The organism is Lentzea chajnantorensis, assembly GCF_054300775.1.
Genome location: NZ_JBSDZT010000002.1, coordinates 4,315,825 through 4,339,508, shown reverse-complemented (window position 1 = coordinate 4,339,508; position 23,684 = coordinate 4,315,825). Strand labels below are relative to the sequence as shown.

Annotated in this window: 24 protein-coding genes and 1 pseudogene; 13 read left to right on the top strand and 12 right to left on the bottom strand. The window is 71.4% G+C overall.

Annotation, left to right across the window (positions count from 1 at the left end):
* The first annotated feature begins 29 nt into the window (after positions 1-29).
* Genes ACVDFE_RS21885 through ACVDFE_RS21875 form a run of 3 tightly spaced genes read left to right on the top strand, consistent with a single transcriptional unit; the run spans position 30 to position 3,195 of the window.
* Positions 30-551 (top strand): FAD-dependent oxidoreductase, encoded by a 522-nt coding sequence (locus ACVDFE_RS21885; protein ID WP_360401203.1) that lies wholly within the window; start codon positions 30-32, stop codon positions 549-551.
* 11 nt (positions 552-562) lie between these two features.
* Positions 563-2,077, top strand: a complete 1,515-nt coding sequence (locus tag ACVDFE_RS21880; protein ID WP_360401200.1) for an alkaline phosphatase D family protein — start codon at positions 563-565, stop codon at positions 2,075-2,077.
* Positions 2,074-3,195 carry a hypothetical protein gene (locus ACVDFE_RS21875; protein ID WP_458431648.1) on the top strand — a complete coding sequence of 374 codons (1,122 nt, stop codon included), beginning with the start codon at positions 2,074-2,076 and terminating at the stop codon, positions 3,193-3,195. Before ACVDFE_RS21880 ends, ACVDFE_RS21875 begins: the two co-directional genes overlap by 4 nt.
* Positions 3,196-3,315: 120 nt before the next feature.
* On the opposite strand, the gene ACVDFE_RS21870 is transcribed toward ACVDFE_RS21875, so the two are convergent.
* Positions 3,316-4,350, bottom strand: coding sequence for an aldo/keto reductase (locus ACVDFE_RS21870; protein ID WP_458434375.1), 1,035 nt, complete (start codon positions 4,348-4,350; stop codon positions 3,316-3,318).
* Between the two features lie 61 nt (positions 4,351-4,411).
* Between ACVDFE_RS21870 and ACVDFE_RS21865 the strand changes: the two genes are divergently transcribed.
* The 3 genes from ACVDFE_RS21865 to ACVDFE_RS21855 all read left to right on the top strand — a co-directional run bounded on the left by ACVDFE_RS21865 (position 4,412) and on the right by ACVDFE_RS21855 (position 6,053).
* Positions 4,412-4,801, top strand: a complete 390-nt coding sequence (locus tag ACVDFE_RS21865) for a MerR family transcriptional regulator (protein WP_458431647.1) — start codon at positions 4,412-4,414, stop codon at positions 4,799-4,801.
* Between the two features lie 10 nt (positions 4,802-4,811).
* Positions 4,812-5,513 carry an MOSC domain-containing protein gene (locus ACVDFE_RS21860; protein ID WP_458431646.1) on the top strand — a complete coding sequence of 234 codons (702 nt, stop codon included), beginning with the start codon at positions 4,812-4,814 and terminating at the stop codon, positions 5,511-5,513.
* A 315-nt stretch (positions 5,514-5,828) separates the two neighbouring features.
* The gene (locus ACVDFE_RS21855) at positions 5,829-6,053 is read left to right on the top strand and encodes a GNAT family N-acetyltransferase (protein ID WP_458434374.1); all 225 of its coding nucleotides are present in this window, start codon (positions 5,829-5,831) and stop codon (positions 6,051-6,053) included.
* Here the strand turns inward: ACVDFE_RS21855 and ACVDFE_RS21850 are convergent.
* The 3 genes from ACVDFE_RS21850 to ACVDFE_RS21840 all read right to left on the bottom strand — a co-directional run bounded on the left by ACVDFE_RS21850 (position 6,046) and on the right by ACVDFE_RS21840 (position 7,623).
* A complete protein-coding gene (locus ACVDFE_RS21850; protein ID WP_360393718.1) occupies positions 6,046-6,453 on the bottom strand; it encodes a protein-tyrosine phosphatase family protein in 408 nt (135 codons plus the stop codon). The two genes, ACVDFE_RS21855 and ACVDFE_RS21850, sit on opposite strands and share 8 nt — an antisense overlap.
* A gap of 216 nt (positions 6,454-6,669) precedes the next feature.
* A complete protein-coding gene (locus tag ACVDFE_RS21845; RefSeq protein WP_360393715.1) occupies positions 6,670-7,152 on the bottom strand; it encodes a hypothetical protein in 483 nt (160 codons plus the stop codon).
* Between the two features lie 60 nt (positions 7,153-7,212).
* The gene (locus ACVDFE_RS21840) at positions 7,213-7,623 is read right to left on the bottom strand and encodes a VOC family protein (protein WP_360393712.1); all 411 of its coding nucleotides are present in this window, start codon (positions 7,621-7,623) and stop codon (positions 7,213-7,215) included.
* A gap of 94 nt (positions 7,624-7,717) precedes the next feature.
* On the opposite strand from ACVDFE_RS21840, the gene ACVDFE_RS21835 reads away from it, so the two are divergent.
* Positions 7,718-8,686 (top strand): helix-turn-helix transcriptional regulator, encoded by a 969-nt coding sequence (locus ACVDFE_RS21835; RefSeq protein ID WP_458431645.1) that lies wholly within the window; start codon positions 7,718-7,720, stop codon positions 8,684-8,686.
* Here the strand turns inward: ACVDFE_RS21835 and ACVDFE_RS21830 are convergent.
* Complete coding sequence (locus ACVDFE_RS21830; protein ID WP_360393706.1) at positions 8,640-9,314, bottom strand: Clp protease N-terminal domain-containing protein; 675 nt, start codon at positions 9,312-9,314, stop codon at positions 8,640-8,642. The two genes, ACVDFE_RS21835 and ACVDFE_RS21830, sit on opposite strands and share 47 nt — an antisense overlap.
* 135 nt (positions 9,315-9,449) lie before the next feature.
* On the opposite strand from ACVDFE_RS21830, the gene ACVDFE_RS21825 reads away from it, so the two are divergent.
* From ACVDFE_RS21825 to ACVDFE_RS21815, 3 genes are all read left to right on the top strand, one after another.
* Positions 9,450-11,387, top strand: coding sequence for a protein kinase domain-containing protein (locus tag ACVDFE_RS21825; protein ID WP_458431644.1), 1,938 nt, complete (start codon positions 9,450-9,452; stop codon positions 11,385-11,387).
* The gene (locus ACVDFE_RS21820) at positions 11,384-12,121 is read left to right on the top strand and encodes an SDR family NAD(P)-dependent oxidoreductase (protein ID WP_458431643.1); all 738 of its coding nucleotides are present in this window, start codon (positions 11,384-11,386) and stop codon (positions 12,119-12,121) included. The genes ACVDFE_RS21825 and ACVDFE_RS21820 overlap by 4 nt, the downstream gene beginning before the upstream one ends.
* Before the next feature lie 115 nt (positions 12,122-12,236).
* The gene (locus ACVDFE_RS21815; protein ID WP_458431642.1) at positions 12,237-13,574 is read left to right on the top strand and encodes a glycosyl hydrolase family 18 protein; all 1,338 of its coding nucleotides are present in this window, start codon (positions 12,237-12,239) and stop codon (positions 13,572-13,574) included.
* On the opposite strand, the gene ACVDFE_RS21810 is transcribed toward ACVDFE_RS21815, so the two are convergent.
* Together ACVDFE_RS21810 and ACVDFE_RS21805 are read right to left on the bottom strand one after the other, a co-directional pair.
* Positions 13,467-13,826: a DMT family transporter gene (locus ACVDFE_RS21810; RefSeq protein ID WP_458434373.1), complete on the bottom strand. Its 360-nt coding sequence runs from the start codon at positions 13,824-13,826 to the stop codon at positions 13,467-13,469. The genes ACVDFE_RS21815 and ACVDFE_RS21810 overlap by 108 nt on opposite strands.
* Before the next feature lie 42 nt (positions 13,827-13,868).
* Positions 13,869-14,183, bottom strand: a complete 315-nt coding sequence (locus tag ACVDFE_RS21805; RefSeq protein WP_360393694.1) for a DMT family transporter — start codon at positions 14,181-14,183, stop codon at positions 13,869-13,871.
* A 104-nt stretch (positions 14,184-14,287) separates the two neighbouring features.
* Between ACVDFE_RS21805 and ACVDFE_RS21800 the strand changes: the two genes are divergently transcribed.
* Together ACVDFE_RS21800 and ACVDFE_RS21795 are read left to right on the top strand one after the other, a co-directional pair.
* The gene (locus tag ACVDFE_RS21800) at positions 14,288-14,581 is read left to right on the top strand and encodes a YiaA/YiaB family inner membrane protein (RefSeq protein WP_458431641.1); all 294 of its coding nucleotides are present in this window, start codon (positions 14,288-14,290) and stop codon (positions 14,579-14,581) included.
* A gap of 186 nt (positions 14,582-14,767) precedes the next feature.
* Positions 14,768-14,926 (top strand): annotated as a pseudogene (locus ACVDFE_RS21795) (5'-nucleotidase); the annotation flags it as partial.
* Positions 14,927-15,048: 122 nt separating this feature from the next.
* On the opposite strand, the gene ACVDFE_RS21790 reads toward ACVDFE_RS21795, so the two are convergent.
* On the bottom strand, positions 15,049-15,762 hold the full coding sequence (locus ACVDFE_RS21790) for a DUF2625 family protein (protein ID WP_458431640.1): 714 nt from the start codon (positions 15,760-15,762) through the stop codon (positions 15,049-15,051).
* Positions 15,763-15,823: 61 nt separating this feature from the next.
* Positions 15,824-21,289 (bottom strand): ATP-binding protein, encoded by a 5,466-nt coding sequence (locus ACVDFE_RS21785; RefSeq protein ID WP_458431639.1) that lies wholly within the window; start codon positions 21,287-21,289, stop codon positions 15,824-15,826.
* 342 nt (positions 21,290-21,631) lie between these two features.
* Here ACVDFE_RS21785 and ACVDFE_RS21780 point away from each other — a divergent pair, with 342 nt between their 5' ends.
* The gene (locus ACVDFE_RS21780) at positions 21,632-22,081 is read left to right on the top strand and encodes a DUF4383 domain-containing protein (protein ID WP_458431638.1); all 450 of its coding nucleotides are present in this window, start codon (positions 21,632-21,634) and stop codon (positions 22,079-22,081) included.
* On the opposite strand, the gene ACVDFE_RS21775 is transcribed toward ACVDFE_RS21780, so the two are convergent.
* The 3 genes from ACVDFE_RS21775 to ACVDFE_RS21765 are packed head-to-tail and all read right to left on the bottom strand — an operon-like array spanning position 22,078 to position 23,652.
* Entirely contained in the window at positions 22,078-22,554 is a 477-nt protein-coding gene (locus tag ACVDFE_RS21775) for a TspO/MBR family protein (protein ID WP_458431637.1), read from the bottom strand. The genes ACVDFE_RS21780 and ACVDFE_RS21775 overlap by 4 nt on opposite strands.
* The gene (locus tag ACVDFE_RS21770) at positions 22,554-22,847 is read right to left on the bottom strand and encodes a hypothetical protein (RefSeq protein ID WP_360393676.1); all 294 of its coding nucleotides are present in this window, start codon (positions 22,845-22,847) and stop codon (positions 22,554-22,556) included. The genes ACVDFE_RS21775 and ACVDFE_RS21770 overlap by 1 nt, the downstream gene beginning before the upstream one ends.
* A gap of 10 nt (positions 22,848-22,857) precedes the next feature.
* Positions 22,858-23,652, bottom strand: coding sequence for a MerR family transcriptional regulator (locus tag ACVDFE_RS21765; RefSeq protein ID WP_458431636.1), 795 nt, complete (start codon positions 23,650-23,652; stop codon positions 22,858-22,860).
* Between the last annotated feature and the right edge of the window lie 32 nt (positions 23,653-23,684).

The following is a 23,684-nucleotide window of genomic DNA, read 5'->3' as shown; positions in this document are numbered from 1 at the left end:
GCCTCAATCCTAGGGGGAAGGGGCAGGTCATGGCCACAGCACTCGTCGTCGGAGCCGGGACCGCCGGGCTCGCGACCGCTCTTCGGCTGGCCCGCAGCGACTGGCACGTCGTCGTCCTGGACCACGGCGTGCGGCAGGAACCGATGCCGGTGCTCGGACCGGACCGCCACGCCGCCCGCCGGCTCGCCGCGCTGCCGCACCCGCTGCACTACGAGACCCGCCACGACCCGGTCACCGCCCTGTGCCCGGACCGGTTCGGCGTCACCGTCGCGTTCCCCGGTCACGACGAGTGGTTCGACATCGTCGTGTGCGCGCAACCCTGCTGCCAGGCGGAGCGATTACCGGGCCTGCGCCTCGACGCCTGGTCACGCGACCACGTGGCGCTGCTCCACCGGGCCGTGCGGGACACACGGCTGCCGCTGAGCTCGGCGGAGGCGCTGGCGGACGGACTCGACCTGCACCGCGACCACCGCGACGCGTTCTCGTGGTGGGAGAGCACATTAAGACCGCATACCACCGCCGTTAGGCGGTCCTTTACTCGCGCCGGGTAAGCCTGCGAGGCATGACCACGTTACGGAGACGCACCTTCATCGTGGGAAGTCTCGCCGGAGCGAGCGCGGGTGTGTTCGTGCCCCGGCTGGCCAACGCGATCGGCTACCCCTTCACCCTGGGCGTCGCGTCCGGTGAACCGGCGGCCGACGGGTTCGTGATCTGGACCCGCCTCGCCCCCACCCCCCTCAACGCCGACGGTCTCGGCGGCATGCCGAACACCACCACCTCCGTCGAGTGGCAGGTCGCCACCGACGAGCGCTTCACGGGCATCGCCCGCACCGGCACGGTCACCGCGGTGCCGGCGAGTGCGCACTCCGTCCACGTCACGCTGACCGGCCTGGAACCGGGCCGGGAGTACTGGTACCGCTTCCGCGCCGACGGCCACATCTCCCCCGTCGGCCGCGCGGTCACCGCACCGGCCGCCGGCACCTCCCCCGAGCTGTCCATGCTCTTCGCGTCCTGCTCGCACTACGAGGAGGGCTACTTCACCGCCTACCGCAGGATGGCCGAGGAGCACCCGCACCTGATCCTGCACCTGGGCGACTACATCTACGAGGGCGCGGCCACCACCACGAAGGTCCGCAAGTTCGCACCCGCCGGCGAGATCAGCACGCTCGCGAACTACCGGGTGCGGCACGCGCAGTACAAGACCGACCCGGACCTGCAGGCCGCGCACGCGACCGCGCCGTGGCTGGTCGTGTGGGACGACCACGAGGTCGAGAACAACTACGCCAACCTGGTCCGCAACGACTCCAGCCCTGCCGGTGACTTCAAGGCCCGCCGGGCGGCGGCGTACAAGGCGTACTACGAGCACATGCCGCTGCGCTCCGCCCAGGCCCCGAGCGCGGAGAACATGCTGCTGCACCGCAGGGTCCGCTGGGGCAGCCTGGCGACGTTCCACCTGCTCGACACCCGCCAGTACCGCGACGACCAGGCGTGCGGCGACGGCACGAAGGTCTGCCCGGACGCCGACGCCACGGCCCGCACGCTCACCGGCACCGCTCAGGAGTCGTGGCTGGTCGACGGCCTGCGGCAGAAGCTCGGCACCTGGGACTTCCTGGGCCAGCAGGTGTTCTTCGCGCAACGGCTGGCCGCTGCGGACGGGTCGAAGAGCATGGACGCCTGGGACGGCTACACCGCCAACCGCACGCGCATCCAGAACGCGTGGGACACCAACGGCAACAAGGGCACCGTCGTGCTCACCGGCGACGTGCACCGCAGCTGGGCCGCGAACCTCATGCAGTCCTACCAGTCGCAGAACCGGATCATCGGCACCGAGCTGGTGACCACGTCCGTCACCTCCGGCGGTGACGGCAACGCCGCCGACAACAGCCTCAACCCGACGCTCAACCCGCACGTGAAGTTCTTCAAGAACCTGCGCGGCTACGTGAAGACCCGCACCACGAGCACCGAGATGCGGGTCGACTTCCGCGCCGTCGACAAGGTCACCGTCCGCGACTACCCGGTGAAGACCGTGCAGAGCTACGTGGTCGAGGCGGACAACCCCGGATTGCAGGCGCCGTGAAGACATTGCTGATCGCCTCGTTGCTCCTCGCCCCCGCCCCCATGACGTGGTCCACGGTCAACAGCGACTCGACCGGTGACCAGGACAACGCCGCCGTCTCCGCCACCCGCAACGGCTACACGGCCGTCGTGTGGGAGGACGACCGCGACACCGCCACCCCCGAGGACCCGGTCCACTCCGACGTCTGGATCCGGCTCTACCGGGAGGGCACGCCGGTCTACGAGAAGAAGCTCAGCACCGGCGGCACCGGCGACTGGCGGCACTGGCAGCCCGACGTCGCGCTGCACGAGGACGGCAGCGCTGTCGTCGTGTGGTCGGAGGACCCGGACGGCAACGGCTACTACAACATCGCGGTCCGCCAGGTGTCGGCCACCGGGACGGTCTCCGGTTCCGGCACCGCCAACGCCAGCGCCGACGGCCAGCAGCACTTCCCGAGCGTGGCGGCGGACCCGGACACCGCGCACTTCGCCGTGACGTGGGAGGACGAGCAGGGCACCAACCCGTCGACCGTCCGGATCGCCGGGTTCGCGTCCCTGACCAGCAAGACCTACGAGGCCCAGGTCAACAACGCCGGTGGCACGCACGCCAAGCCGCAGGTCGCCATGGGTGCGGCCGCGAACGCGGTCGTGGTGTGGGAGGCCGATGCGACCGTGGCCCGCAAGATCCTCACCCCGTCCGGTGGCGTGAAGCAGGCGCAGACCACGACGGGAACGGGAAAACGTCCCGCCGTGGCGGCCAACTTCAACGGCGACTTCGCGGTCGCGTGGGAGAGCGCCGGGGTGCGGACCCAGTCGTTCACCGCGGCCGGTGCGGCCACAGGGACGACCGCGCAGACCACCGGCGCCGACCCGCAGATCGGGGTCGACGACCAGCGCGGCGTCGCGGTGACCACGGCCGAGGCGCAGGACGTGCACACGGTGGTCTACAACCCGGACGGCACCACCACGGGCCGGCCGCCGCGGCAGCTCACGGTCTCGACCGCCACCGGCAGGCAGGACGAACCGGCCGTGGGCGTCGACCCGTGGGGCCGCGTCAGCGTCGTCTACACCGACGACAACGACGGCAACGGGTTCGACCAGGTCTACCTCGGCCTGGGCCTCACGACCCAGGCGTGGTGAGCTGAGCCCCTGGCCAGAAGCCTTGCCCGACCCCTCGTTGCTTCCCAAGGATGTTGAGTTGGTGGTGCTTGCAGACGCCAGCAGAGCCAGGGGGCGAAGGCATGACAGCTGGCAACCTGCCTAGCGGAGGTCCAGGGGCCTGCGTCGCTGGTGGACGTCCACCAGCGACGCGGGCTTCCAGAACCCGTGCACGTCGTAGGTGTCGGTGCCGGGCGGCACGATCTCGTCGACGCGGTCCAGCACGTCGTCGGTCAGCACCAGGTCGGCGCCCTCCAGCAGCGACTCCAGCTGCTCCATCGTGCGCGGCCCGGTGATCGCCGAGGTCACGGCGGGGTGCGTCGTCACGAACGCGATCGCGAGCGCGGGCAGCGTCACGCCCATCTCGTCGGCGAGCTTCGCGAACTGCTCGACGGCGTCGAACTTCGCGGCGTTGCCCGGCAGCGACTCGTCGAACCTGTCCGGCGTGAGCGTCGCGCGGAACGCCTCGGCCGCCGCGCCCCTGCGGTGCTTGCCCGACAGGAACCCGCTGGCCAGCGGCGACCACACCAGCACGCCCATGCCGAGCCGCTGGGCCGTGGGCAGCACCGAGCGCTCGACCCCGCGCGCCAGCAGCGAGTAGGGCGGCTGTTCGGTGCGGAACCGCAGGAAGCCGCGGTTCAGCGCCACGTGGTGGGCCTCGACGATCTCCTCCGCCGGGAACGTCGAGCACCCGAACGCGCGGATCTTGCCGTCCCGCACCAGGTCCGTGAGCACGGACAGCGTTTCCTCGACGTCGGTCGAGTAGTCCGGCCGGTGCACCTGGTACAGGTCGATCCAGTCGGTGCCGAGCCGGCGCAGGCTGTCCTCGACCGCGCGCATGATGTACCGCCGTGAGTTGCCGCTGCGGTTGCGGCCGTCGGTCAGCGGGAAGTGCACCTTCGTCGCCAGCACCACGTCGTCGCGGCGGCCGGCGAGCGCCTTGCCGACGATCTCCTCGGACTCCCCTGCCGAGTACATGTCGGCGGTGTCGACGAAGTTGATCCCCGCGTCCAGCGCGCGGTGGATGATCCGCACGCCCTCCCCGTGGTCGGCGTTGGCCACGTTCCCGAACATCATGGCGCCGAGGCAGTGGTGGCTGACCTCGATGCCCGTTCCCCCAAGTACGCGATAGCGCATCGTCATGAGCGAGAACGTACGAACTAGAGCCGCCTCTAGGTCAAGAACCTATGCTCGGGGCATGGGGATGAGCATCGGCGAGGTCGCCGAACACACCGGGCTGAGCGTGCACGCGCTCCGGTTCTACGAGAAGGAGGGCATCCTCGCCCACGAGGTCCACAGAGGACCGGGCGGTCGCCGGGTGTACACGCAGCAGGACGTGGACTGGCTGCGCATGTGCATCATGCTGCGGATGTCCGGAATGCCCGTCCCGGAGATCCGCCGCTACACCGAGCTGGTCCGCCAGGGCGACGGCAACGAGTTGCAGCGCCTCGACATCCTCAAGGAGCACCAGGACCGGGTCCGCGAGCAGATGGTGCGGCTGCAGGAGTGCCTGGACCTCATCACCTACAAGGTGGGCAAATACGAGGACTACGTCAATTCGATCGCATCGAGGGCAGTCGGCCAATAATGTCGATGCCATGCCAGTAGTGCTCTCGCTGAACGTCGCCTCGAAGACCGTCCCGGTCGACTACGCCCGCGCCGGCACCACCGGCATCGACAAGCGCCCGGTCGACGGGCCGCTGCGGGTCGGCCCGGTCGGCCCCAAGGGTTCGGCCGGCAGCGGCGTGGCCGGCGACGAGATCGGCGACTGGACGGTTCACGGCGGCGCCCACCAGGCGGTGTACGGCTACGCCCGCGAGGACCTCGACTGGTGGCAGGCCGAGCTCGGCGTCGAGCTGGACAACGGCCAGTTCGGCGAGAACCTCACGACCCAGGGCATCGACCACACCCACGCGCGCGTCGGTGAACACTGGCGCGTCGGCACCGCGGTGCTGGAGGTCACCGGTCCGCGCGTGCCGTGCCGCACGTTCGCGACGTTCCTCGGCCAGCCCGGCTGGGTGAAGCGGTTCACGCAGGAGGCACGGCCCGGCGCCTACTTCCGCGTCCTCGAACCCGGCCTGGTCGCGCCCGGCGACGAGATCACCGTCGTGCACCGCCCCGGCCACGACGTCACGGTCGAGCTGTTCCTGCGCGCCATCACCACGGAGGCCGCCCTGCTGCCCCGCCTGCTGGAGGCGGGCGACGCGGTGCCGCCGGAGGTCCTCGAACTGGTGCACCGGCGGACGGTGATCGACCTGTCGCCGGAGATCGCGGCGAGCCGGGTGCCCTCGGACGGGTAGCTTCGAGATCATGACCGAACCAGGGTGGCCGCCTTCCCCGATCAAGACGGAACGGCTGGTGCTGCGCCAGTCCGAGGCACGTGACCGCGCGGCGTTCGTCGAGCTGTTCTCCTCACCCGAGGTCGGCACCCACATCGGCGGCTCGAAGCCGCGGGCCGAGGTCGAGGCCGCGGCCCCGGAGGTGCCGGGCCGCCGGTTCGGGTTCTTCGCCGTCGAGCTGGACGGCGAGACGATCGGGATGGTCACGTTCGACCGGCGGCCGCCCGACCAGCGGGGCACTACCGGCCAGAAGGCGGCGAGCACCAGCTCGGCTACCTGTTCCTGCCCGCCTCGTGGGGCAACGGCTACGCCACCGAGGCGTGCGCGGCGGCACTGGGGTGGTTCGCCGCCGCGCTGCCCGGTGAGCCGCTGGTGCTCACGACCCGGGTGGCCAACGAGAGCTCGCTGCGGCTCGCGAAGCGGCTGGGGTTCACCGAGGTGGAGCGGTTCGACGCCTTCGGCGCCGAGCAGTGGTTCGGTGTGCTGGAGCCCGCTAGCTGACCGGGAACCGGCGCACCCAGCGCTTCTGCCACGGCGTCTCCACGGCACGGCGGTGGTAGTGGGCACGGGTCCACGCCACCGCCTCGTCCGCGGGCACCCCGGAGAGCACCGCCAGGCACGAGATCACGGTGCCGGTGCGGCCGACACCGCCGCTGCACGCCACCTCGACCCTGTCACCGGCCAGTGCGCGCCGGTGCAGCGCGCGGATGAACCCGATCGCCGCCGCGGGGTCGCGGGGCAGGCGGAAGTCAGGCCACTCGACCCAGTCGTGCTCCCACGGCAGGTCGACCGCGCGCGCCTGGAGGTAGAGGCCGTAGGCAGGGGCGGGCTCGACGAGCCTGCCGTCGCGCAGGCCGCGACCGGTCACCTCGGCGCCGTCCGGTAGCTGAACCGTCTTCACGAACTTCCCCCCAAATGGTGCTCGGCCGGCGTCACCGGACAGCAACACCACCGGCGCCGGGAGCTCAACGTCAGCTGGTCGGCGACGGCCGGCACGACGCCGGACGACACCATGAGCACCGCCGTGTATACCAGCAGCGTCCGCGCGCCCGGTGTGCACCGCCACCAGCCCCCGCGCCAGGAGCTGCGCCGACGGCGTGTGCGCGGTGACCGCGTCTCACCGGCTCGCGCCCTCGGGCCACAGCACCGTGACCGGCACGCCCCGCGACCGCGCGTAGGCGACCACGTCCGCCGTGCCGCCAGGGCCGCGCCCCGGCAGCCCGTCCCACACCGCGAGCAGGGCGGCGGACTCCCCCAGCTCGTCCACCATCCGCTTGCCCGCCTCCATGTAGGCGGTCGGGTCGGGCGTCACGAACGGCAGCTGCACCACCCGGCCCGCCTCCGCGAGCAACCGGTCGTAGACGGGCCGGAACTCCTCCGGCAGCGACGCCCGGTACTCCACCGCGGGCAGCACGGCCACCAGTTCGCCGCCCACGTCCAGCACGGCCTGGGCGAACACCGCGTCCGCGCCGTCGGCCAGGCAGGACACCCCGACCACGTCGTCGTCCGCGGTCACGGCGGCCCGGATCATCCGGTCGACCTCCGCCTCCAGCTCGGCGGAGAGCCCCCGGTGCCCCGTGATGGCGAGCTGCGTCGTCATCCCTGCAGCATAGGTGTCCGAGCAGCACAGCGGGCCTTTCCGCGCAAGACCGGTCCCGGCTCACCCCTGCCCGGCCAGCACCGCGAGGTAGTGGACGTTGGTCATCACGCCGAGCACGTTGCCGAACGGGTCGACCACCGACGCCGTCACGAACCCCTCGCCGCGCACCCGCGGTTCGTCGTGCACCTCCGCCCCCAGCTCGAACAGCCGGTCCAGCGTCGCCCGCAGGTCGTCCACCGCCCAGTAGAGGACCGCCCCGGACGGCCCGTCCGACGGCGTGACCTCAAAACCGCGGTGCACCAGCCCCAGCTCCGCCTGGTGGTCGCCGATGCGGAACTCGACGTAGGCCAGCAGCCCGTCCGGTGTGCGGCGCTCGAAGTAGGCCTCGACGCCCAGCAGTTCGGTGTACCAGGCGCGCGCCTCCGCCAGGTCGTCGGCGTAGTAGGACACGGTCGACATGCCTCGCAACATCTCGTTCTCCTTCGCAGGTCCGACTTGCTGATGTCCCCCAGCTTCGGCTGTGAAGTGCTCATCTTCTGAGCACTTTGACCGGGAAGCTGTCGACATGCGCGCAGACCGGCTCGTCGCCACGTTGTTGCTGATGCAGGCCCGTGGCCGGGTGACCGCCGCGGAGCTCGCCGAGGAGCTGGAGGTCTCCACGGCCACCGCCCGGCGCGACCTGGAGGCGTTGTCCGCGGCCGGAGTGCCCGTGTACCCGCAGCCGGGCCGGGGCGGCGGCTGGTCGCTGGTCGGTGGCGCGCGCACGGACCTCAGCGGGCTCACCGCGGCCGAGGCGCAGGCGCTGTTCCTGGTCGCCGGACCGGCGGCGGCCGTCGCGCCGCAGGTGAGGTCGGCGCTGCGCAAGCTCGTCCGGGCGTTGCCGGGCACGTTCCGGGCCGACGCGCAGGCGGCAGCGGAGGCGGTCGTCGTCGACACCGCGGCCTGGGGCGAACACGCCGGCGACCGGCCGGCGCTGGTCACGGCGCTGCAGGAGGCCGTGGTGCGGCAGCGGAAGGTGCGGCTGACCTACGCGAAGCGCGGTGCCGGGGCGAGCGAGCGCGTGGTCGACCCGTGGGGGCTCGTCGACAAGGACGGCACCTGGTACCTCGTGGCCGGGACGCCGGACGGTCAGCGCACGTTCCGGCTGGACCGGGTGCGGGAAGCGGCGCTGACCGACGAGCAGGCGAGCCGTCCCGCCGGCTTCGAGCTCGCCGGTGCCTGGGACTCGGTCGTCACGGAGGTGGAGCGCAGGCGGGCGGAGACCACGGCCGTGCTGGTGGTGCCGACGCGGTTCCTCGACGTCTTCCGGCACCAGCACGGCCGTCACTGCACGGTCGTGGCGGAGCTCGGCGACCGGACGCGGGTCGAGCTGACCGCGCCCCGGCCGCTCGACCTCGCGCGCACCGTCGCCGGCTGGGGCGGCCTGGTCACCGTCGAGTCGCCCGAGTCCGTCCGCGACCACCTGGCCGCCATCGGGGCGGAGCTGGTCAGCCGATACCCGCGTGCCGCTCCAGCCGGGCCAGCCGACTCATGATCATTTCCAGGACCTTCGCCGCGTCCGGCGTGCTCTGCTGCTGCTTCTTGAGGTGGACGATGCCCGCGAGCGCCGTCTGCACCGCGCGCCGGGTGGACTTGAGGTCGGCACCGCGGTCCCGCAGCACCTGACCGCCCGCCCCCTCCGGTTCGGCGACCAGACCGAGCAGCAGGTGTTCGCAACCCACGTAGTTGTGGCCCAGTGCGATCGCCTCGACGACGGCCAGCTCCAGCGCGTTCGCCGCGTCGGCCGCCAGCCCGGCAGGAGCGGCGCCCTCGGAGGCGGAGGTGTGGCGCAGGGTCGCGGGATCGATGTCGATGGCCTGCAGGACGTCCAGCGCGAGGTTCCCCCCTTCGCGCAGCAGTCCCTCCACCAGGTGTTCGCTGGTCACGCTCGGTTGTCCGCCCGCAGCCTCGACGGCGAGCCGGAGGGCGTCCTTGGCGCGCTGGGTGAAGCTCTCGATCCGGTCCGACCCTCTCACCAGGTCTTCGGGTTTCACCGCCCGGATGGCGGCTATGCGTTTGACGGAACCTTCGAGTGCACGCTGGCAGATCGCGGAAACCGGGATGTTGAGGTCTTTGACGGTCTCGGCCAGGTCGTCCGGCAGGTACACGTTGACTTTTGGCATAACCCCACATGTACCCCCAATAGGGGTTACAGTCAACCGACATCGCGTCGCCCGTCACACTTGTAGGTGATCGAGGGGACAGGGAGAGCACACGTCGTGGAGGAGAACAAACGGCTCATCGGGAGCCGATACCGGTTGAGGACGAAAGTCGGCCAGGGCGCCATGGGTGTCGTGTGGCAGGCCTATGACGAGAACCTGCACCGCGTCGTCGCAGCCAAGGAGCTGCTCGTGCTGGCGGGGCTCGACGACTCCAAGATCGACCGCGCCAAGCACCGGGCCATGCGCGAAGCGCGCCTGGCCGCCCGGCTGGAGCACCCGAACGCGATCCGCGTGTACGACGCCGTCGAGGACGACGGCCAGCCGTGGCTGATCATGGAGTACCTCCCCTCGCGCAGCCTCGCGGCGGTGATCGCCGAGCAGGGCACCCTGCCGCCGCGCGAGGTCGCCCGCATCGGCTGCTACACCGCCGCCGCTCTGGCCGCCGCGCACCGCAACGGCATCCAGCACCGCGACGTGAAGCCGGGCAACGTGCTGATCGGCGACCAGGAGGTCAAGATCACCGACTTCGGCGTCTCGCGCGCCACCGGTGACGACGGCACCGCCACCGCGACCGGCACGGTCGGCACCCCCGCGTTCTTCTCCCCCGAGATCGCCCGCGGTGAGGAAGCCGGTTTCCCGTCCGACGTCTTCTCCCTCGGCGCCACGCTCTACAACGCCGTGGAGGGCACGCCGCCGTTCGGCGCGGCCGACAACCACATCGCGATGCTGCACCGCGTGGCGAGCGGCTCGATCATGCCGCCCGCGAACGCCGGCCCGCTGCTCTCGCCGGTGCTGTTCCGCCTGCTGGCCACCGACCCGGAGCGCCGCCCCACGATGGAGGAGGCCGTGCACCTGCTGGCCGCCGTCGTGAACGAGACGCCGCAGGCGTCCGAGGCCACGGTCGTCATCCCGGCGACGGTGGAGCTGCCGGTCGAGGCGCAGCCGGAGGAGAAGGCCAAGCAGCAGAAGAAGGCGGGCGCCGCGGCGGCCGGTGCGGCGGCGGCCGGGCTCGTGGCCGGTGCGGCGCAGGCGGAGGCAGCGGGTCTGACGGCGCCGGGCAAGGCCAATGCCGAGCAGGAGAAGGCCGACGCGGACCAGGCAGGCGCTGACGAGGCAGGCGCTGACGAGGCCGGCGCTGACGAGGCCGGCGCTGACGAAGCCGGGAACGCCGGTGCGGAGGCGAGCGAGCCGGAGGCAGCGGTCGCCGCCGCGGCAGCCGGGGAGCCGGAAGCAGCCGCCGCCGTGGAGCCGCCGCCCGCGGACACCGCCGACGCGCCCCCCGCGGAGCCTGCCGCGCCCCCCGCGGAACCCGTTGCGGCACCGGAGAAGACCGCGGTCGCAGCGACCACGCCGGAGGCCGCCCAGCCCGAACCCGCCCAGCCCGTTCCGGCGCCGGCACGGCCCGAGCCCGCCACCCCGGCCGCGCCCGTCCCGTCCGCCCAGGAGGAGGAACGCCGCAGGAACCCGCTCGCCCTCCTCGGCATCATCGTCCTGGTGATCGCGGTGGGTGTCGGCGCGTTCCTGCTGTGGCCGAAGGGGGACCGGGAGCAGGCGGGGAACGACCCGACCGGCTCGGCGAACCCGCCGGCGGCGAGCCAGTCCCAGCAGCAGCCGCAGCAGTCCCAGTCACAGCAGCCGACCACCACGGCAGCGGAGACCACGACCCCGCAGGAGACGACGACCACGCCGGTCGTCCCGCCGAACACCGCGACCCCGCCGCCCGCGACGACGCCGGGCACGGCGCAGGAAGCGCTGACGGCGTACTACGCGCTGATCCCCGGCAACCTCGAAGCCGGGTACGCGACGCTGACGGACAGGTTCAAGGCGACCAGGACGCCGACGTTCCAGGAATACCAGCAGTGGTGGGGCCAGTTCAGCAGCGTCGACCTGTCCGACTTCGCGCCGCAAGGCGACAACGTGGTGGCAGCGACGCTCACGTACCGCAAGGGCGGGGCGGTCACGACGACCGAGCGCAACACGTACACATTGGTGCAGGTGAACGGCAAGTGGATGATCGACAGTCAGTCGCCGTGACCAGGCGCGCACTCGTGACCGGTGCCTCCCGGGGCATCGGAGCGGCCATCGCCCACGCGCTCGCCGCCGACGGGCACCGGGTCGCCGTGCACTTCCGCAGCGACCCGGAGCAGGCCGCGCAGGTGGCTGCGGGCCTGCCCGGCGACGGCCACGTGACCGTGCGGGGCGACATCGCCGCGGGTGAGGCCGAGCAGGTCGTCACCGAGGCGGTCGAGCGGCTCGGCGGGCTCGACGTGCTGGTGAACAACGCGGGCGTGTACTTCCTGCACCCGATCACCGCGACGAGCTTCGCCGAGTGGCAGGACGCGTGGCGGCGCACGGTCGAGCTCAACCTGTACGGGCCGGCCGACCTGGCGTGGCACGCCGTGCGGCACCTGCCAGAGGGCGGGCGGATCATCAACGTGGGATCGCGCGGCGCGTTCCGGGGCGAACCCGACGCGCCCGCCTACGGTGCGGCGAAGGCGGGGCTGCACGCGTTGACCCAGTCGCTGGCGCAGTCACTGGCACCGCAGGGGATCGCGGTGGCGGCGGTGGCGCCGGGGTTCGTGCGCACCGACATGGTCACGGACCTGCTGGCCGGGCCCGCCGGTGACGCCATCCGCGGGCAGAGCCCGTTCGGGCGGGTGGCGGAACCCGAGGAGGTCGCGGCGGCCGTCGCGTGGCTCGCGACCCCGGCCGCGACGTGGGCCAGCGGCACGGTCATCGACGTCAACGGGGCCTCGTACCTGCGCTGATCTCCTGCTGCCACGACCGGAACCAGTTCCGGTCGGCTGCCGACCTTCCCGGCAACCGGTCTAGACCACTACCGTCGCTGTGGGCGCTCGACGTTAGTGGAAGGCAACCCTGCACATGCGTTCACTCCGCTCTCGCCTCGGTTCGGCCTGCCTCGCGCTGGCCGCCGCCGCGGCGACCATCACGGTCACGGCGCCTGCCGCGCAAGCCGCCTACCCGGCCGGGTTCAAGAGCGTCGGCTACCTGCCGTCGTGGTCCGGCAGCGTCAGCTCCATCCAGTACGGCAAGCTGACGCACATCAACTACTCGTTCGTGCTGCCGAACTCGAACGGCACGCTCCAAGGCGTTCCCGACCCCGGCAAGCTGCAGCAGCTGGTGAGCCTCGGCCACCAGAACGGCGTGAAGGTCTCGATCGCGGTCGGTGGCTGGAACGACGGCAACGACGACAACTTCGAGGTCCTCGCCGCGAGCGCGAACGGCCGCACGACGTTCGTCAACGCGCTGGTCGGCCTGGTGAACCAGTACAACCTCGACGGCGTCGACATCGACTGGGAGTACCCGGACCCCGGCGCCGAGGGTGACAACTACACCCTGCTGATGCGCCAGCTCGGCGACGCGCTGCACAGCCGGGGCAAGCTGCTGACCGCGGCCGTCGTCTCCGAGGGCGGCACGGCCAACGGCGTGCAGCCCGCGGTGTTCGGCATCGTCGACTGGCTGAACATCATGGCCTACGACGGCGGCAACCCGCACGCGAACTACGACTGGTCGATCAACAGCGTCAACTTCTGGAAGGGCCGCGGCCTGCCCGCGAGCAAGGCAGTGCTGGGCGTGCCGTTCTACAGCCGGCCGACCTACATCGCTTACAGGGACCTGGTCGCGCAGGACCCGGCCAACGCCAACCGCGACAGCTACAACGGCAACTACTACAACGGCATCCCCACGATCAAGCGCAAGACGACGTGGGCGCTGTCGAACGCCGGCGGCATCATGAACTGGGAGCTGTCCCAGGACACGACCGGCAGCACCAGCCTGCTCAACGCGATCTGGGAGGCCGCGAGCGGTGGCACCCAGAACCCGCCCACCGGCGGCACGATCACCGGTTACGGCGGCAAGTGCGTGGACGTGGCGGGCGCGAGCTCGGCCAACGGCACGGCGGTGCAGCTGTACACGTGCAACGGCACCAACGCCCAGCAGTGGACCCGCACCGGTCAGACGCTGCGCGCACTGGGCAAGTGCCTCGACGCGTCCGGTACCGCCAACGGCGCCGTGACCCAGCTCTGGGACTGCACGGGCGCCGGCAACCAGCAGTGGACCGCCGAGTCGAACGGCCAGCTGCGCAACGCGGCCTCAGGGCGTTGTCTCGACGCCACCGGCCCCAGCTCGGCGGACGGCACCAGGCTCCAGCTCTGGGACTGCGCCGCCACCGCCAACCAGCGGTGGACGCTCAACGCCTGAGCCCTTCAGGAACTTGAGCCCGATGACGCAGGCGATGATCCCGGTGAGGAAGATGACCTTCCAGGCGGAGACGGCCTCCACACCGGTGATCATCGCCCACGTCACGGTCAGCGCGGCACCGACCCCGACCCACACCGCGTACGCCGTGCCGACCGGAATCCGCTTCATCGCAACGGAAAGCCCCACCATGCTGAGCGTCGTGGCCATCGCGAAGACCACATAGGACTGCTCGGACAACGCGGTCGCCCACACCGCTTCGAGCACGGCGCTCACCAGCAACACGGCCCAGTGCACTCAGCTCACCACCTTCAGCCCGGCGACGCAGCCGATCAACGCGGCCAGCAGCACCGCCTTGGCGACCCCGAGCTTCTCCTCACCCCGCGCGACCGCGACGAGGACCGTGAGCACGGCCCCCACCCCGACCCACACCGCGTAGGCGGTGCCGACGGGAATGCCCTGCATCGCCCACGCCAGTCCGGCGACGCTCAACGTCATCGCCACGGCGAACACGACCACCGGCCACGGCCGGCGAAAACCGCGCGACGCGGCGAGCGCCGTGGCCCACACGGCCTCCAGCACTCCCGACGCGACCAGCACCACCCAGTACATTAGTACGACCGTACCAGAAAAACTTCCGCTGGTTCGCCCCCGTCCCGCTCGGATGAGTAGCCGTACTCATGACAGGCCCGGTGTGACCCAGGACGCTGAACGGCATGACCACCAAGCCCGCCAGCACCCCCACCTCCGGCGCTTTCTACGTGCAGGCGGTCCTGTCCTTCGGCCTGTCGCTGACCGCGGTCGGCCTCGGGGTCGTGTTCCTGCCGGTCGACGGCTGGGTGCGGGCGTTCCTGGGCATCGCGATGCTCTACACGGTCACGTCGGCGTTCACGCTGGCCAAGGTGATCCGGGACCGGCAGGAGGACACCTACATCGCGAGCCGCGTGGACCGGGCGCGGCTGGACAAGCTGCTGGCGGAGCACGACCCGTTCAAGCTGGACGCGGCCTGACCGCGCGCAGTGCCGGTGCCACCGAACGAGAAGAGCCCGGCCACAGCGTGACCGGGCTCCCTCGTGCGCGGGCTACTTCGCCAGCCCGGCCTCCACGGCCTTGATGATCGCCGGCCGCAGCTCGGCAGCCGAGATGAGGTCACCAGGGCGGTCAGTCCGCACCACCCAGGACCCCTGCACAACTTCATGGTCAACATCAACCGGATCCGGCTGCTGGAGGAAGAACGACGCGCGAAGGAGCCCGAGTACCGGGTCAGACTTCGCGTCGCGATCGTGACGGCGAGGAACGCCCCGGCACACGAACGTGCGTTGAACAGCCTGAACGAATGGGGCATCACCGCCGTCAACGACGCCTTCTTCTTGGGCGGCATCGAGAAGCGCAAGGTGCTCGATGCCGCCCAAGCCCCACGTCTTCTTCGACGACCAACGTCAGCACCGTGGGGCAGCCGGCCTCCGTCGCCCGCGGGTTACTCCGCCACCTTGCCGAGCGGCCCCGGATCGGCGATGCCGAGCTGCCCGCACACGTCCGCGGTGAACGAGAGCAGCTCGCTCATCGGCACAGGCGACCGCGTGGCCCCGGCGACGTCGGTCGCGCCCTCCCCGGACCACAGCGGCGGGTACGCGGTGATGCCTTCGCGCAGCCCGAGCGCCGCCACGTCCGCCTCCCACCCCGGCCAGAACATGCCCTCGTAGTACCGCTCCACCCCACCGTCGAGCATCCACATCAGCCACGCGCCGTGTCCGCCGTCGAAGGTCTCCCACTCCAGCGTGTCCGGCGCGAAGTACACGACCTGCCCCGGCTCCCCTGGCCGGCCGGACCGCCCGCAGTCCGCGCCGTTCAACGCGAACACGCCACCCAGCACGTCGTGGGCGAGCACCAGCCCGCCGGCAGGCGCCCACGACGGGTCCACGGTCTCGGGAAACCCGTTGACCTCTCCGAGGCTCGGCAACGCACCGCCCGAGCCGCCGTACACGCGCAACCACCCGTGGTGCAGCACCATACCGCCTGTGTTCAGCACCACCGCGCCCAGCAACGACCGCACGGTCACCTGCAGCTGCAGCAACACAGCCCGGCAGGCACCCGGTTCCGGTGGCAGCACCGCACACGACGCGGGAACCGCCTCCGCCACCACCGGCCAGCCGGGGTCGTCCACCTCGGTCAGCTCCGCGATGTCCCGCACGACCACCCCCCAGAACGCAGAAGAGCCCCGGCGAGCTCGCCGGGGCCCCTCCATCCAAGCACTAGCGGGCCAGACCGGCCTCCACGGCCTTGATGATCGCCGGCCGCAGCTCGGCAGCCGAGATGATCGCGTCCACGGACCCGACCTCCACCGCCCGCTGCACGCTGTGCACCCGGTCGAACTCCGCCGCCGTCTCGTTCAGCTTCTCGGTGCGCACCGACTGCCGCGTGGACGCCAGCTCGGCGGCCAGGGCCGCGCGTTCGGCACCGGAGGCCTCCGCGACCGCCGTCTCCAGCTTCTTCACCCGCGGGTCGTTGGCCGTGCGGCCGTCGACGTCACGGGCGAACACGACCGCGGCCGCCGGTGCGCCACCGATGACCGAGGCGTACGAGCCCTCGACGGCGAGCACGGTCATGGACGGGTTCAGGGCCTTCGAGAAGACCACGAACGCGCCGCCGTGGTAGCGGGAGATCACGCAGAACACGATCGGGCCGCGGAAGTTCACGATCGCGCGGCCGATCTCGGCGCCGTACTCCAGCTGCAGCAGGCGCATCGACTCGGGTGAGCCGTCGAAGCCGGACAGGTTCGCCAGCACCACCAGCGGGCGGTTGCCCGAGGCCGCGTTGATCGCGCGGGCCGCCTTCTTCGACGACTTCGGGAACAGCGTGCCCGCGGTGTAGGTGTCCGGGCCGTCGGTGGGCGGGAAACCGGCGCGGGCCACGCCGCGGGACTCGATGCCCAGCAGCGTCACCGGGATGCCGCCCAGGTGCACGTCCTGCACCACGGCGGTGTCCGCGTCGGCCATGCCCGCCCAGCGCTCCAGGACGACGTGGTCCTGGTCCGACAACGCGCGCATCACCGTGCGGATGTCGAACGGCTTCTTGCGGTCCGGGTTCGCCTCGGCCGAGAAGATCTCCCCGACCGTCGTGAACGGGCTGTCGCCCGCCACGTGCGGGTACGACGAGACGTCGCGCGCCACCGGGTCCGAAGTGGACACCCGGCGCGGGCCCGGCTCGCCCGGGACCACGTAGGTGTGCTCGTAGTGCGCCAGCAGCACGGCGAACGCCGCCCGCAGGTTCGGGGCCCAGTACTGCGCCTGGCCGTTCGGGCCCATGACGCGGTCGTAGCCGCCGATGCCGTAGTTGTCCTCCGCCGACACGCCGCCGGAGAAGTCCAGCGCCTGCTTGCCGGTCAGCACCATCGCCGAGTCCGGCGTCATGACCAGGATGCCCTTGGTGTGCATGAGCATCGTGGCTTCGGCGTTCCAGTACGGCTGGGCGCCGACGTTGATGCCGTTGACGACGATGTTGATCTCGCCGCCGTCCTGGGTGAACTCGACGATGCGCTTGAGCGCCGCCGCGACCCAGTCCATGTTCTCGACACCGGACGACATCGAGATCTTCGCGCCCGACGAGAGCGAGAACCACTCCAGCGGCACCGACAGCGACGACGCCAGGTCCAGGGCGTGGATCACCCGCGAGCACTCGGGTTCGGCGAGCGCGCCCAGCGACTTGGTCGGGTCGCCCAGCAGCACCACGCGCTTCATGCCCTCGGGGTAGGCCGGGGTCGGGGTGGTCACCACGCCGACGACGATGCCCGCCCTGTTGCCGCCGCGCGGGCGGTCGACCGGCACCAGGGCGCCGTCGACGAGGTCGTGCTCCACGAACGAACCGCCCTCGCCCGCGAGCATGTCGCACAGCTCGTACGGGTAGATCGTGCCGCGCGACTGGGCGCGCAGGACGTTCTGGCGGTAGTCGTCGAGCGGCTGGATCGCGTCGGTCGGCGGCTGCACGAACGAGAACCGCACGCCCGAGCCCGCGTCGGTGGCGATGCGGACGCCGATGTCGGTGAGCTCACCGGTCTCGCTGTCCTTGCGCCGCGCCAGGAACAGGACCTCCTCCAGGTCCAGGCCCGTGGTCGTGGGCAGCACGCGCGAGGCAATCGCGTCCAGGTCCGCCGAGTGCAGGTTGGTCGGCGGCCACGCGTAGAGCACCACGCGGTTGGTCGCGAGGCGGGTGCGGCCACCAGCCTGCGCACGGGCCCGGCGGATGCCGTCCAGGCACGTCGCCAGCACGTCCTCGGCCGCGGGCAGCGCCACGATCCGGCCCTCGTCGTCGCGCAGCGGCGTCAGGTCGCGGACCTGGCCCAGCGCGACGAGGCGCTCGTCGGACTTGTTCGTCTTCGCCACCGCACGGAACAGGTAGACGTCCTCGTCCACCGACGGCAGGCGGGTGAGGTCGAACTCGCGCAGGCGTTCCAGCTGCATGCGTTCGGCGATGCGCGGGTGCAGCCCGCGCACCAGCCTCTCCTCCGCGAACCCGTTCGAGGACGGGCGGAACGTGAAGTGGTGGTGCATCGACTCACCGCGGCGGCCGGCCACGGTGGTGGTGATGCGGGTGATCGTCGGCGGCAGCTGGTGCGCGGCCACCGCGGCACCCAGACCGGCGGCCAGCTCGTCCTGTTCGGACGGACCGTCGGGCCAGTTGACGTAGAGGTCGGCCACGACCGGGTTGCCGTCGGCGTGCTTGACGATGTCGCCGATCGCGTCCACCAGCGACGAGAACTCGACGGCGGTGCTGACCAGGCGGGTCTGCTCCGGCTCGTTCTCGGCGAGGAAGAACGCGCCGTCCACGCGCGGGTTCTCCAGCGCCTTCTTGGTGTAGTAGCGGCGGGCCAGCACCTCCAGCAGCGGGGTGTTGTCCGCGCCGGGCTTGCCGATGCGCTGGCCGAGCAGGCGCACCAGCGGTTCGGCCGACGCGACCATCGCGGCGATCCGGTCCTCGCGGTCGGCGGCCTGCGGCTGCGCGTCGAGGTGGATCAGGTGCCTGCGGACCTCGGTGTGCACGCGGGCGCGGTTGCGGCGCACCAGCGGCTGCGCGAACCAGGTGAACACGACGCTGCGGGCGAGGTCGGCCACCTGCGGGTAGCGGACCTGGGTCGCGGCGACGATGTGCTCCAGAACCAGGCCGACCCGCACCCGCTCCGACTCGACCGGCGGCGCCTCCTCCACCCAGCGGCGCAGCAGGGTCGTCGCGACGGCGGCGTCGAACACACCCCGGCGCAGCGCGACGAAGATGCGGAACACCGCCTGCTCCAGCTCCGGCGTGCGGTCGAGCTCGGTGATGCCGTAGTGGCTCAGCACGTGCTGCAACCGCTCGCGGAACGTCGCCGGCAGCGCGGCGCGGTCGGCGTCGAGCGTCTTGAGGTAGGTGTGGAAGTGCTCGCGCGGCGAGTGGATGTGGTTCTCCGGCTTGGTCTCCTCGCCGGCCGGGCGGTTGCGCGACAGGTCGCACAGGTCGGCGAAGATGCTGAGCAGCTGCGCCTCCGCGACCAGTGGCCGCTCCGCCAGGTCCTCCCGCGCGCTCATGTAGCCCGCCAGCACCCGCTCGGTGTCCGCGGCGGTGGTGTCGAAGCCCAGCAGCAGGCTGCGCAGGTCGTCGAGGCCCCGTGCGGCGAGCTGCTCGGCCGGGACGCCGGTCTGCGGCGCGGGCATCTCCAGCTCGACCGCGGACTCCGGCTTCTGCACCTGCACGGCGCCCGCGTCGTCCTCGACCTCCTCCAGCTTGAGCAGCGCGCCACCGGCGGGCACCTGGGTGCCGACGACGACGTTCAGCTCCTTGAGCCGGGCGCGGAACGGCGCGCGCAGCACCGTCTCCATCTTCATCGCCTCGAGGACCAGCACCGGAGCGCCGGCCTCGACCTCGGCACCGACCTCCAGCGGCGTGGCGACGACCAGCGCGGGCATCGGCGAGCGCAGCACACCGCCCTCGTCGCGGGTGACGCGGTGGGTGACGCCGTCGACCTCGACCTGGTGCACCACACCGGACGTGCCGGTGACGACGCGGAACCGGGTGCCGTTGACGGTGATCTGGCCGACGTGGTGGTCGAAGCGCTCGACGTCGACGTCGGCGGACAGCACGACGTCGGAGTCGGCCGCGGACACGCCGACGCGGTACCTGGTGGCGCCGGCGCGGGCCACGGTCACGACGTAGGGCTGGCCGCGCAGCACGAACTCCAGCTTGCGCGCGCCCTCGTGGTTGGTGCGCGGCTGGCCGCCGTGCGCGGAGGCGAGCAGCTCGGTGCGGTTGATCTGCTCCTCGTCCTCGTACACCTCGATGGCCGCGGCGGCCAGCGCGATGGCGGAGTGGCGGTGCGAGATCAGGCCGCCCTCGGAGCGGACCCGGTCGATCCACGACGTGTCGGCGGAGCCGTCGACCACGGCGGGCTCGTCGAGCAGGTCGAGCACGAAGCTCTTGTTGGTCGTGCCGCCCTCGATGATGACCGTGGTCTCGGCCATGGCGCGGCGCAGCTTGCCCAGCGCCTCGTCGCGGTCGCGGCCGTACGCGATGATCTTCGCGATCATCGAGTCGAAGTCGGCGGGGATCTGCGAGCCCTCGGCGACACCGGTGTCCACGCGGATGCCGGGACCGGCGGGCAGTTCGAGGCGGACGATCCGGCCGGGGCACGGCGCGAAGTCGCGGTCGGGGTCCTCGGCGTTGAGGCGGGCCTCGACGGCGTGGCCGAGCTCGGCGGGCTTGGCGCCTTCGAGCCTGCCGCCGCCCGCCACGTGCAGCTGGGCCTTGACCAGGTCGAAGCCCGTGGTGATCTCGGTGATCGGGTGCTCGACCTGCAGGCGGGTGTTGACCTCCAGGAACGCGAAGAGCTTCTCACCGGGGTGGTAGAGGAACTCGACGGTGCACGCGCCGCGGTAGCCGACGGCGTTCGCGAGCCGCTCGGCCGAGGTCTTGAGCTCGTCGACCTGCTCCGGCGCGAGCACGCAGGAGGCCGACTCCTCGATGATCTTCTGGTTGCGCCGCTGCACCGAGCAGTCGCGGACGCCCAGCGCCCACGCCGTGCCCTGGCCGTCGGCGATGACCTGCACCTCGACGTGCCGGGCGCCGGTGACCAGGCGCTCCAGGAACATCACGCCGGAGCCGAACGCACGTTCGGCCTCCATGCTGGTGCGGTCGAAGTTCTCCTCCAGCTCCTCCGGCGAGGTGATCTTGCGGATGCCGCGGCCACCACCACCCGCGGTCGCCTTCAGCATCAGCGGGTAGGTGACCTCCTCGGCCACCTTCAGGGCATGTTCGAGGTTCTCGACGGCACCGCGCGACCACGGTGCGACCGGGACGCCGACCTCCTCGGCGATCAGCTTGGAGCCGATCTTGTCGCCCAGCTTGCGCATGGCATCGGCCGACGGACCGACGAAGGTGACCCCGACCTTCTCGCACAGCTCGGCGAACTCGGGGATCTCGGCGACGAAGCCCCAGCCGACCCACGCGGCATCGGCCCCGGTCTCGACGAGCGCCTTCTCCAGCACCCCGAGGTCGAGGTACGGACGATCGGCCGCCAGGCCGAGGTTGTGGGCGAGGTCGGCTTCCCTCACGAAGGGCGCCGACTTGTCGACATCGGTGTACAGGGCAACGGTCTCGATCCGTTCCCCTGACTCGGCGGCGAGCTCACGGACGGCGTGGATCAGCCGCATAGCGGCTTCCCCGCGGTTGACGATCGCTACACGACTGAACAACGACTTCTCTCCTCGCGGACAGACAACCTCAGCGGCAGTCGCCGCCCAATCGATGTACACACTCTCGTCTACTACCCGGTAACAAAACCGCTGGAGCGAAGCGAGTTGAGCAGCGTGCTTTGTATGAAACCAACAAGGCACCAGGTCCTCAGCACAGCTTCACTTGAGCCCCGTGTCTCAATTCACGACCGTGACCGCCACCAGCGATGTGATGGCGGTCATAGTTGATGGTGAAGTGATCGCTCAGGATCGGTGGGGCTCCACAGCCCCGGCGCTCCCGCACCCACGGAGGACGGAGGTGCCGCACGAGTTCGTTCCGGCGGTGGCGGGGTAGTCAGGCACATGAAACCTGTGCAAACGGCAGCCAGGGTCGTCGGCGGGGCGTTCCTGCTCGTCGGCGTCCTCGGGTTCATCCCCGGCATCACCAGCCACTACGACCAGCTGACCTTCGCCGGCCACCACTCGGGCGCGCTCCTGTTCGGGCTGTTCGCCGTGTCCGTGCTGCACAACCTGGTGCACCTGGCGTTCGGGATCATCGGCCTGCTGATGGCGAGGACGGCGGGTGCCGCCCGGTTGTTCCTGGTGGTCGGCGGCGGGATCTACGTCCTGCTGTGGGTCTACGGCTCCGCGGTCGGCGAGCAGACCCGCGCGAACGTCCTGCCCGTCAACACCGCCGACAACTGGCTGCACCTCGGCCTCGGTGCCGCGATGGTCCTGCTGGCCATCGGTCTCACCATCGGGGAACGGGCCCGCGGCGACCACACCTCCGCGGGCCACACGCCCACCAGCTAGTTCGCGACGGCGATGGCGATGTTCAGGGCCGCCGCGAAGCTGACCCACGCCAGGTAGGGCACCAGCAGCAGCGCGGCGGCCCTGCTGCGCGACCAGAACACGACGACGAGAGCGGCGATCGACAGCCACAGCAGCGCGATCTCCACCACCGCCACCGCGTACCAGCCGAGCGCGAAGAACAACGGCGTCCACAGTGCGTTCAGCACCAGCTGCACGCCGAACAGGGTCAGCTCGCCGCGACCGGCACCGGCGCGCCACGCCAGCCAGCCCGACAGCGCGATCAGCCCGTAGAGCACCGTCCACACCGGACCGAAGAGCCACGGCGGCGGCGCCCACGACGGCCGTTGCAGGGCCTGGTAGTCCGCTCCCGCCGACACGGAGAACAGCGAGCCGACGACGGCGGTCACCACGACCGCGGCGACGAACACGAGCAGCACGCGCACGGGGTGGTGGCGCACGGGCAGAGCGGTCATCAACAACTCCCCACAGGCAGGGCGCGGACGATGGCGAGCACGGTCGCGCGGCTCGGGGCCGCCCGTTCCGCGGCGCCGAGCAGCGACACCTCGTCGGCCAGCACCGCGCGCCGGATCTCGGCGCCCTTGCCGGGTACCTCCCGCAGCAGCGCCTCAACCAGGCGCGACCGCAGGGCCCGCCCGGCTTCGTCGTCGGAGGGCAACGCGCGCCAGTGGGCGCGCACGACCCGTTCGGCGACGGCCTCGTCACCCGCCGCCCACAGCAGACGGATCATGCGATCGGCGAGGCTCACGCCGACCAGACTAGATTCGATTCAAAATCGTTTCAACCGCGGCGGCCAGCGTGTCGACCCGCTGAACGCCCGGCGGAAGCGTCATCGAGGCCCACCCCGGCCCGCCGACCAGCACCGGCACCGCCGAGAGCTCGGCCAGGGGCACCTGCTCGGCATACACCCGATCGTGTGCCCACACGAAGACGACCCGCGGCTTCAGCACCTCCACCGCGCTCGTCAACGCGTCCCCCGGCACCCGCGCCCCCAGGTTGCGCGCCGCGTGCCCGTGCTCCGCGAGCGCCGCCGCCAGCACGTCCAGCGGCAGGCTGTGCTGCTCGTCCGGCGCGCACGCCAGCAGGGCCGACGGCGCACCGGCGACCGCGGACGCCCGCAGCACGTCACCGATGCTCGCGCTCGCGAAGTGCTCGACCTCGACCCCCGACGCCGAAGCCGTGACCCGCTTCCCCAGCTCCACCAGGAACGGCGCCAGCACCACGTCCCACGCGTGCACCACGCCGTGCCGGGCGATGAGGTCGACCGCGACGCGGCGCATCTCCACGGCGTCGAGCCTGGTCGCGGCACCCTCGAAGTCCAGGTCGTCCGACGTCGCCGGCACCACGGTCGCCGCGGCAGAGGCCGGCGCGACACCGGACGTGGTCAGCTCGACCATCCGCCGCAGCCGTGCCACGTCGTTCTCGCTGTACCGGCGGTGCTTGCCCTCCGCCCGTGTGCTCGGACCGAGCCCGTACCGGCGGTCCCAGGTGCGCAGGGTCGTCGGCGAGACGCCGAGCATCCGGGCCACCGCGCCCGCACTCCACTCCACCACTCACCCCACGTCCCGTCGCATCGGTTCTGAAT

Excerpts from the sequence above, each read along its gene's own strand:
- ACVDFE_RS21885 (WP_360401203.1), top strand. The coding sequence starts at position 30 with ATGGCCACAGCACTCGTCGTCGGAGCCGGGACCGCCGGGCTCGCGACC.
- ACVDFE_RS21880 (WP_360401200.1), top strand. The coding sequence starts at position 563 with ATGACCACGTTACGGAGACGCACCTTCATCGTGGGAAGTCTCGCCGGA.
- ACVDFE_RS21870 (WP_458434375.1), bottom strand. The coding sequence starts at position 4,350 with ATGCGCTATCGCGTACTTGGGGGAACGGGCATCGAGGTCAGCCACCAC.
- ACVDFE_RS21865 (WP_458431647.1), top strand. The coding sequence starts at position 4,412 with ATGGGGATGAGCATCGGCGAGGTCGCCGAACACACCGGGCTGAGCGTG.
- ACVDFE_RS21860 (WP_458431646.1), top strand. The coding sequence starts at position 4,812 with ATGCCAGTAGTGCTCTCGCTGAACGTCGCCTCGAAGACCGTCCCGGTC.
- ACVDFE_RS21845 (WP_360393715.1), bottom strand. The coding sequence starts at position 7,152 with ATGACGACGCAGCTCGCCATCACGGGGCACCGGGGGCTCTCCGCCGAG.
- ACVDFE_RS21840 (WP_360393712.1), bottom strand. The coding sequence starts at position 7,623 with ATGTTGCGAGGCATGTCGACCGTGTCCTACTACGCCGACGACCTGGCG.
- ACVDFE_RS21835 (WP_458431645.1), top strand. The coding sequence starts at position 7,718 with ATGCGCGCAGACCGGCTCGTCGCCACGTTGTTGCTGATGCAGGCCCGT.
- ACVDFE_RS21830 (WP_360393706.1), bottom strand. The coding sequence starts at position 9,314 with ATGCCAAAAGTCAACGTGTACCTGCCGGACGACCTGGCCGAGACCGTC.
- ACVDFE_RS21815 (WP_458431642.1), top strand. The coding sequence starts at position 12,237 with ATGCGTTCACTCCGCTCTCGCCTCGGTTCGGCCTGCCTCGCGCTGGCC.
- ACVDFE_RS21805 (WP_360393694.1), bottom strand. The coding sequence starts at position 14,183 with ATGTACTGGGTGGTGCTGGTCGCGTCGGGAGTGCTGGAGGCCGTGTGG.
- ACVDFE_RS21800 (WP_458431641.1), top strand. The coding sequence starts at position 14,288 with ATGACCACCAAGCCCGCCAGCACCCCCACCTCCGGCGCTTTCTACGTG.
- ACVDFE_RS21780 (WP_458431638.1), top strand. The coding sequence starts at position 21,632 with ATGAAACCTGTGCAAACGGCAGCCAGGGTCGTCGGCGGGGCGTTCCTG.
- ACVDFE_RS21775 (WP_458431637.1), bottom strand. The coding sequence starts at position 22,554 with ATGACCGCTCTGCCCGTGCGCCACCACCCCGTGCGCGTGCTGCTCGTG.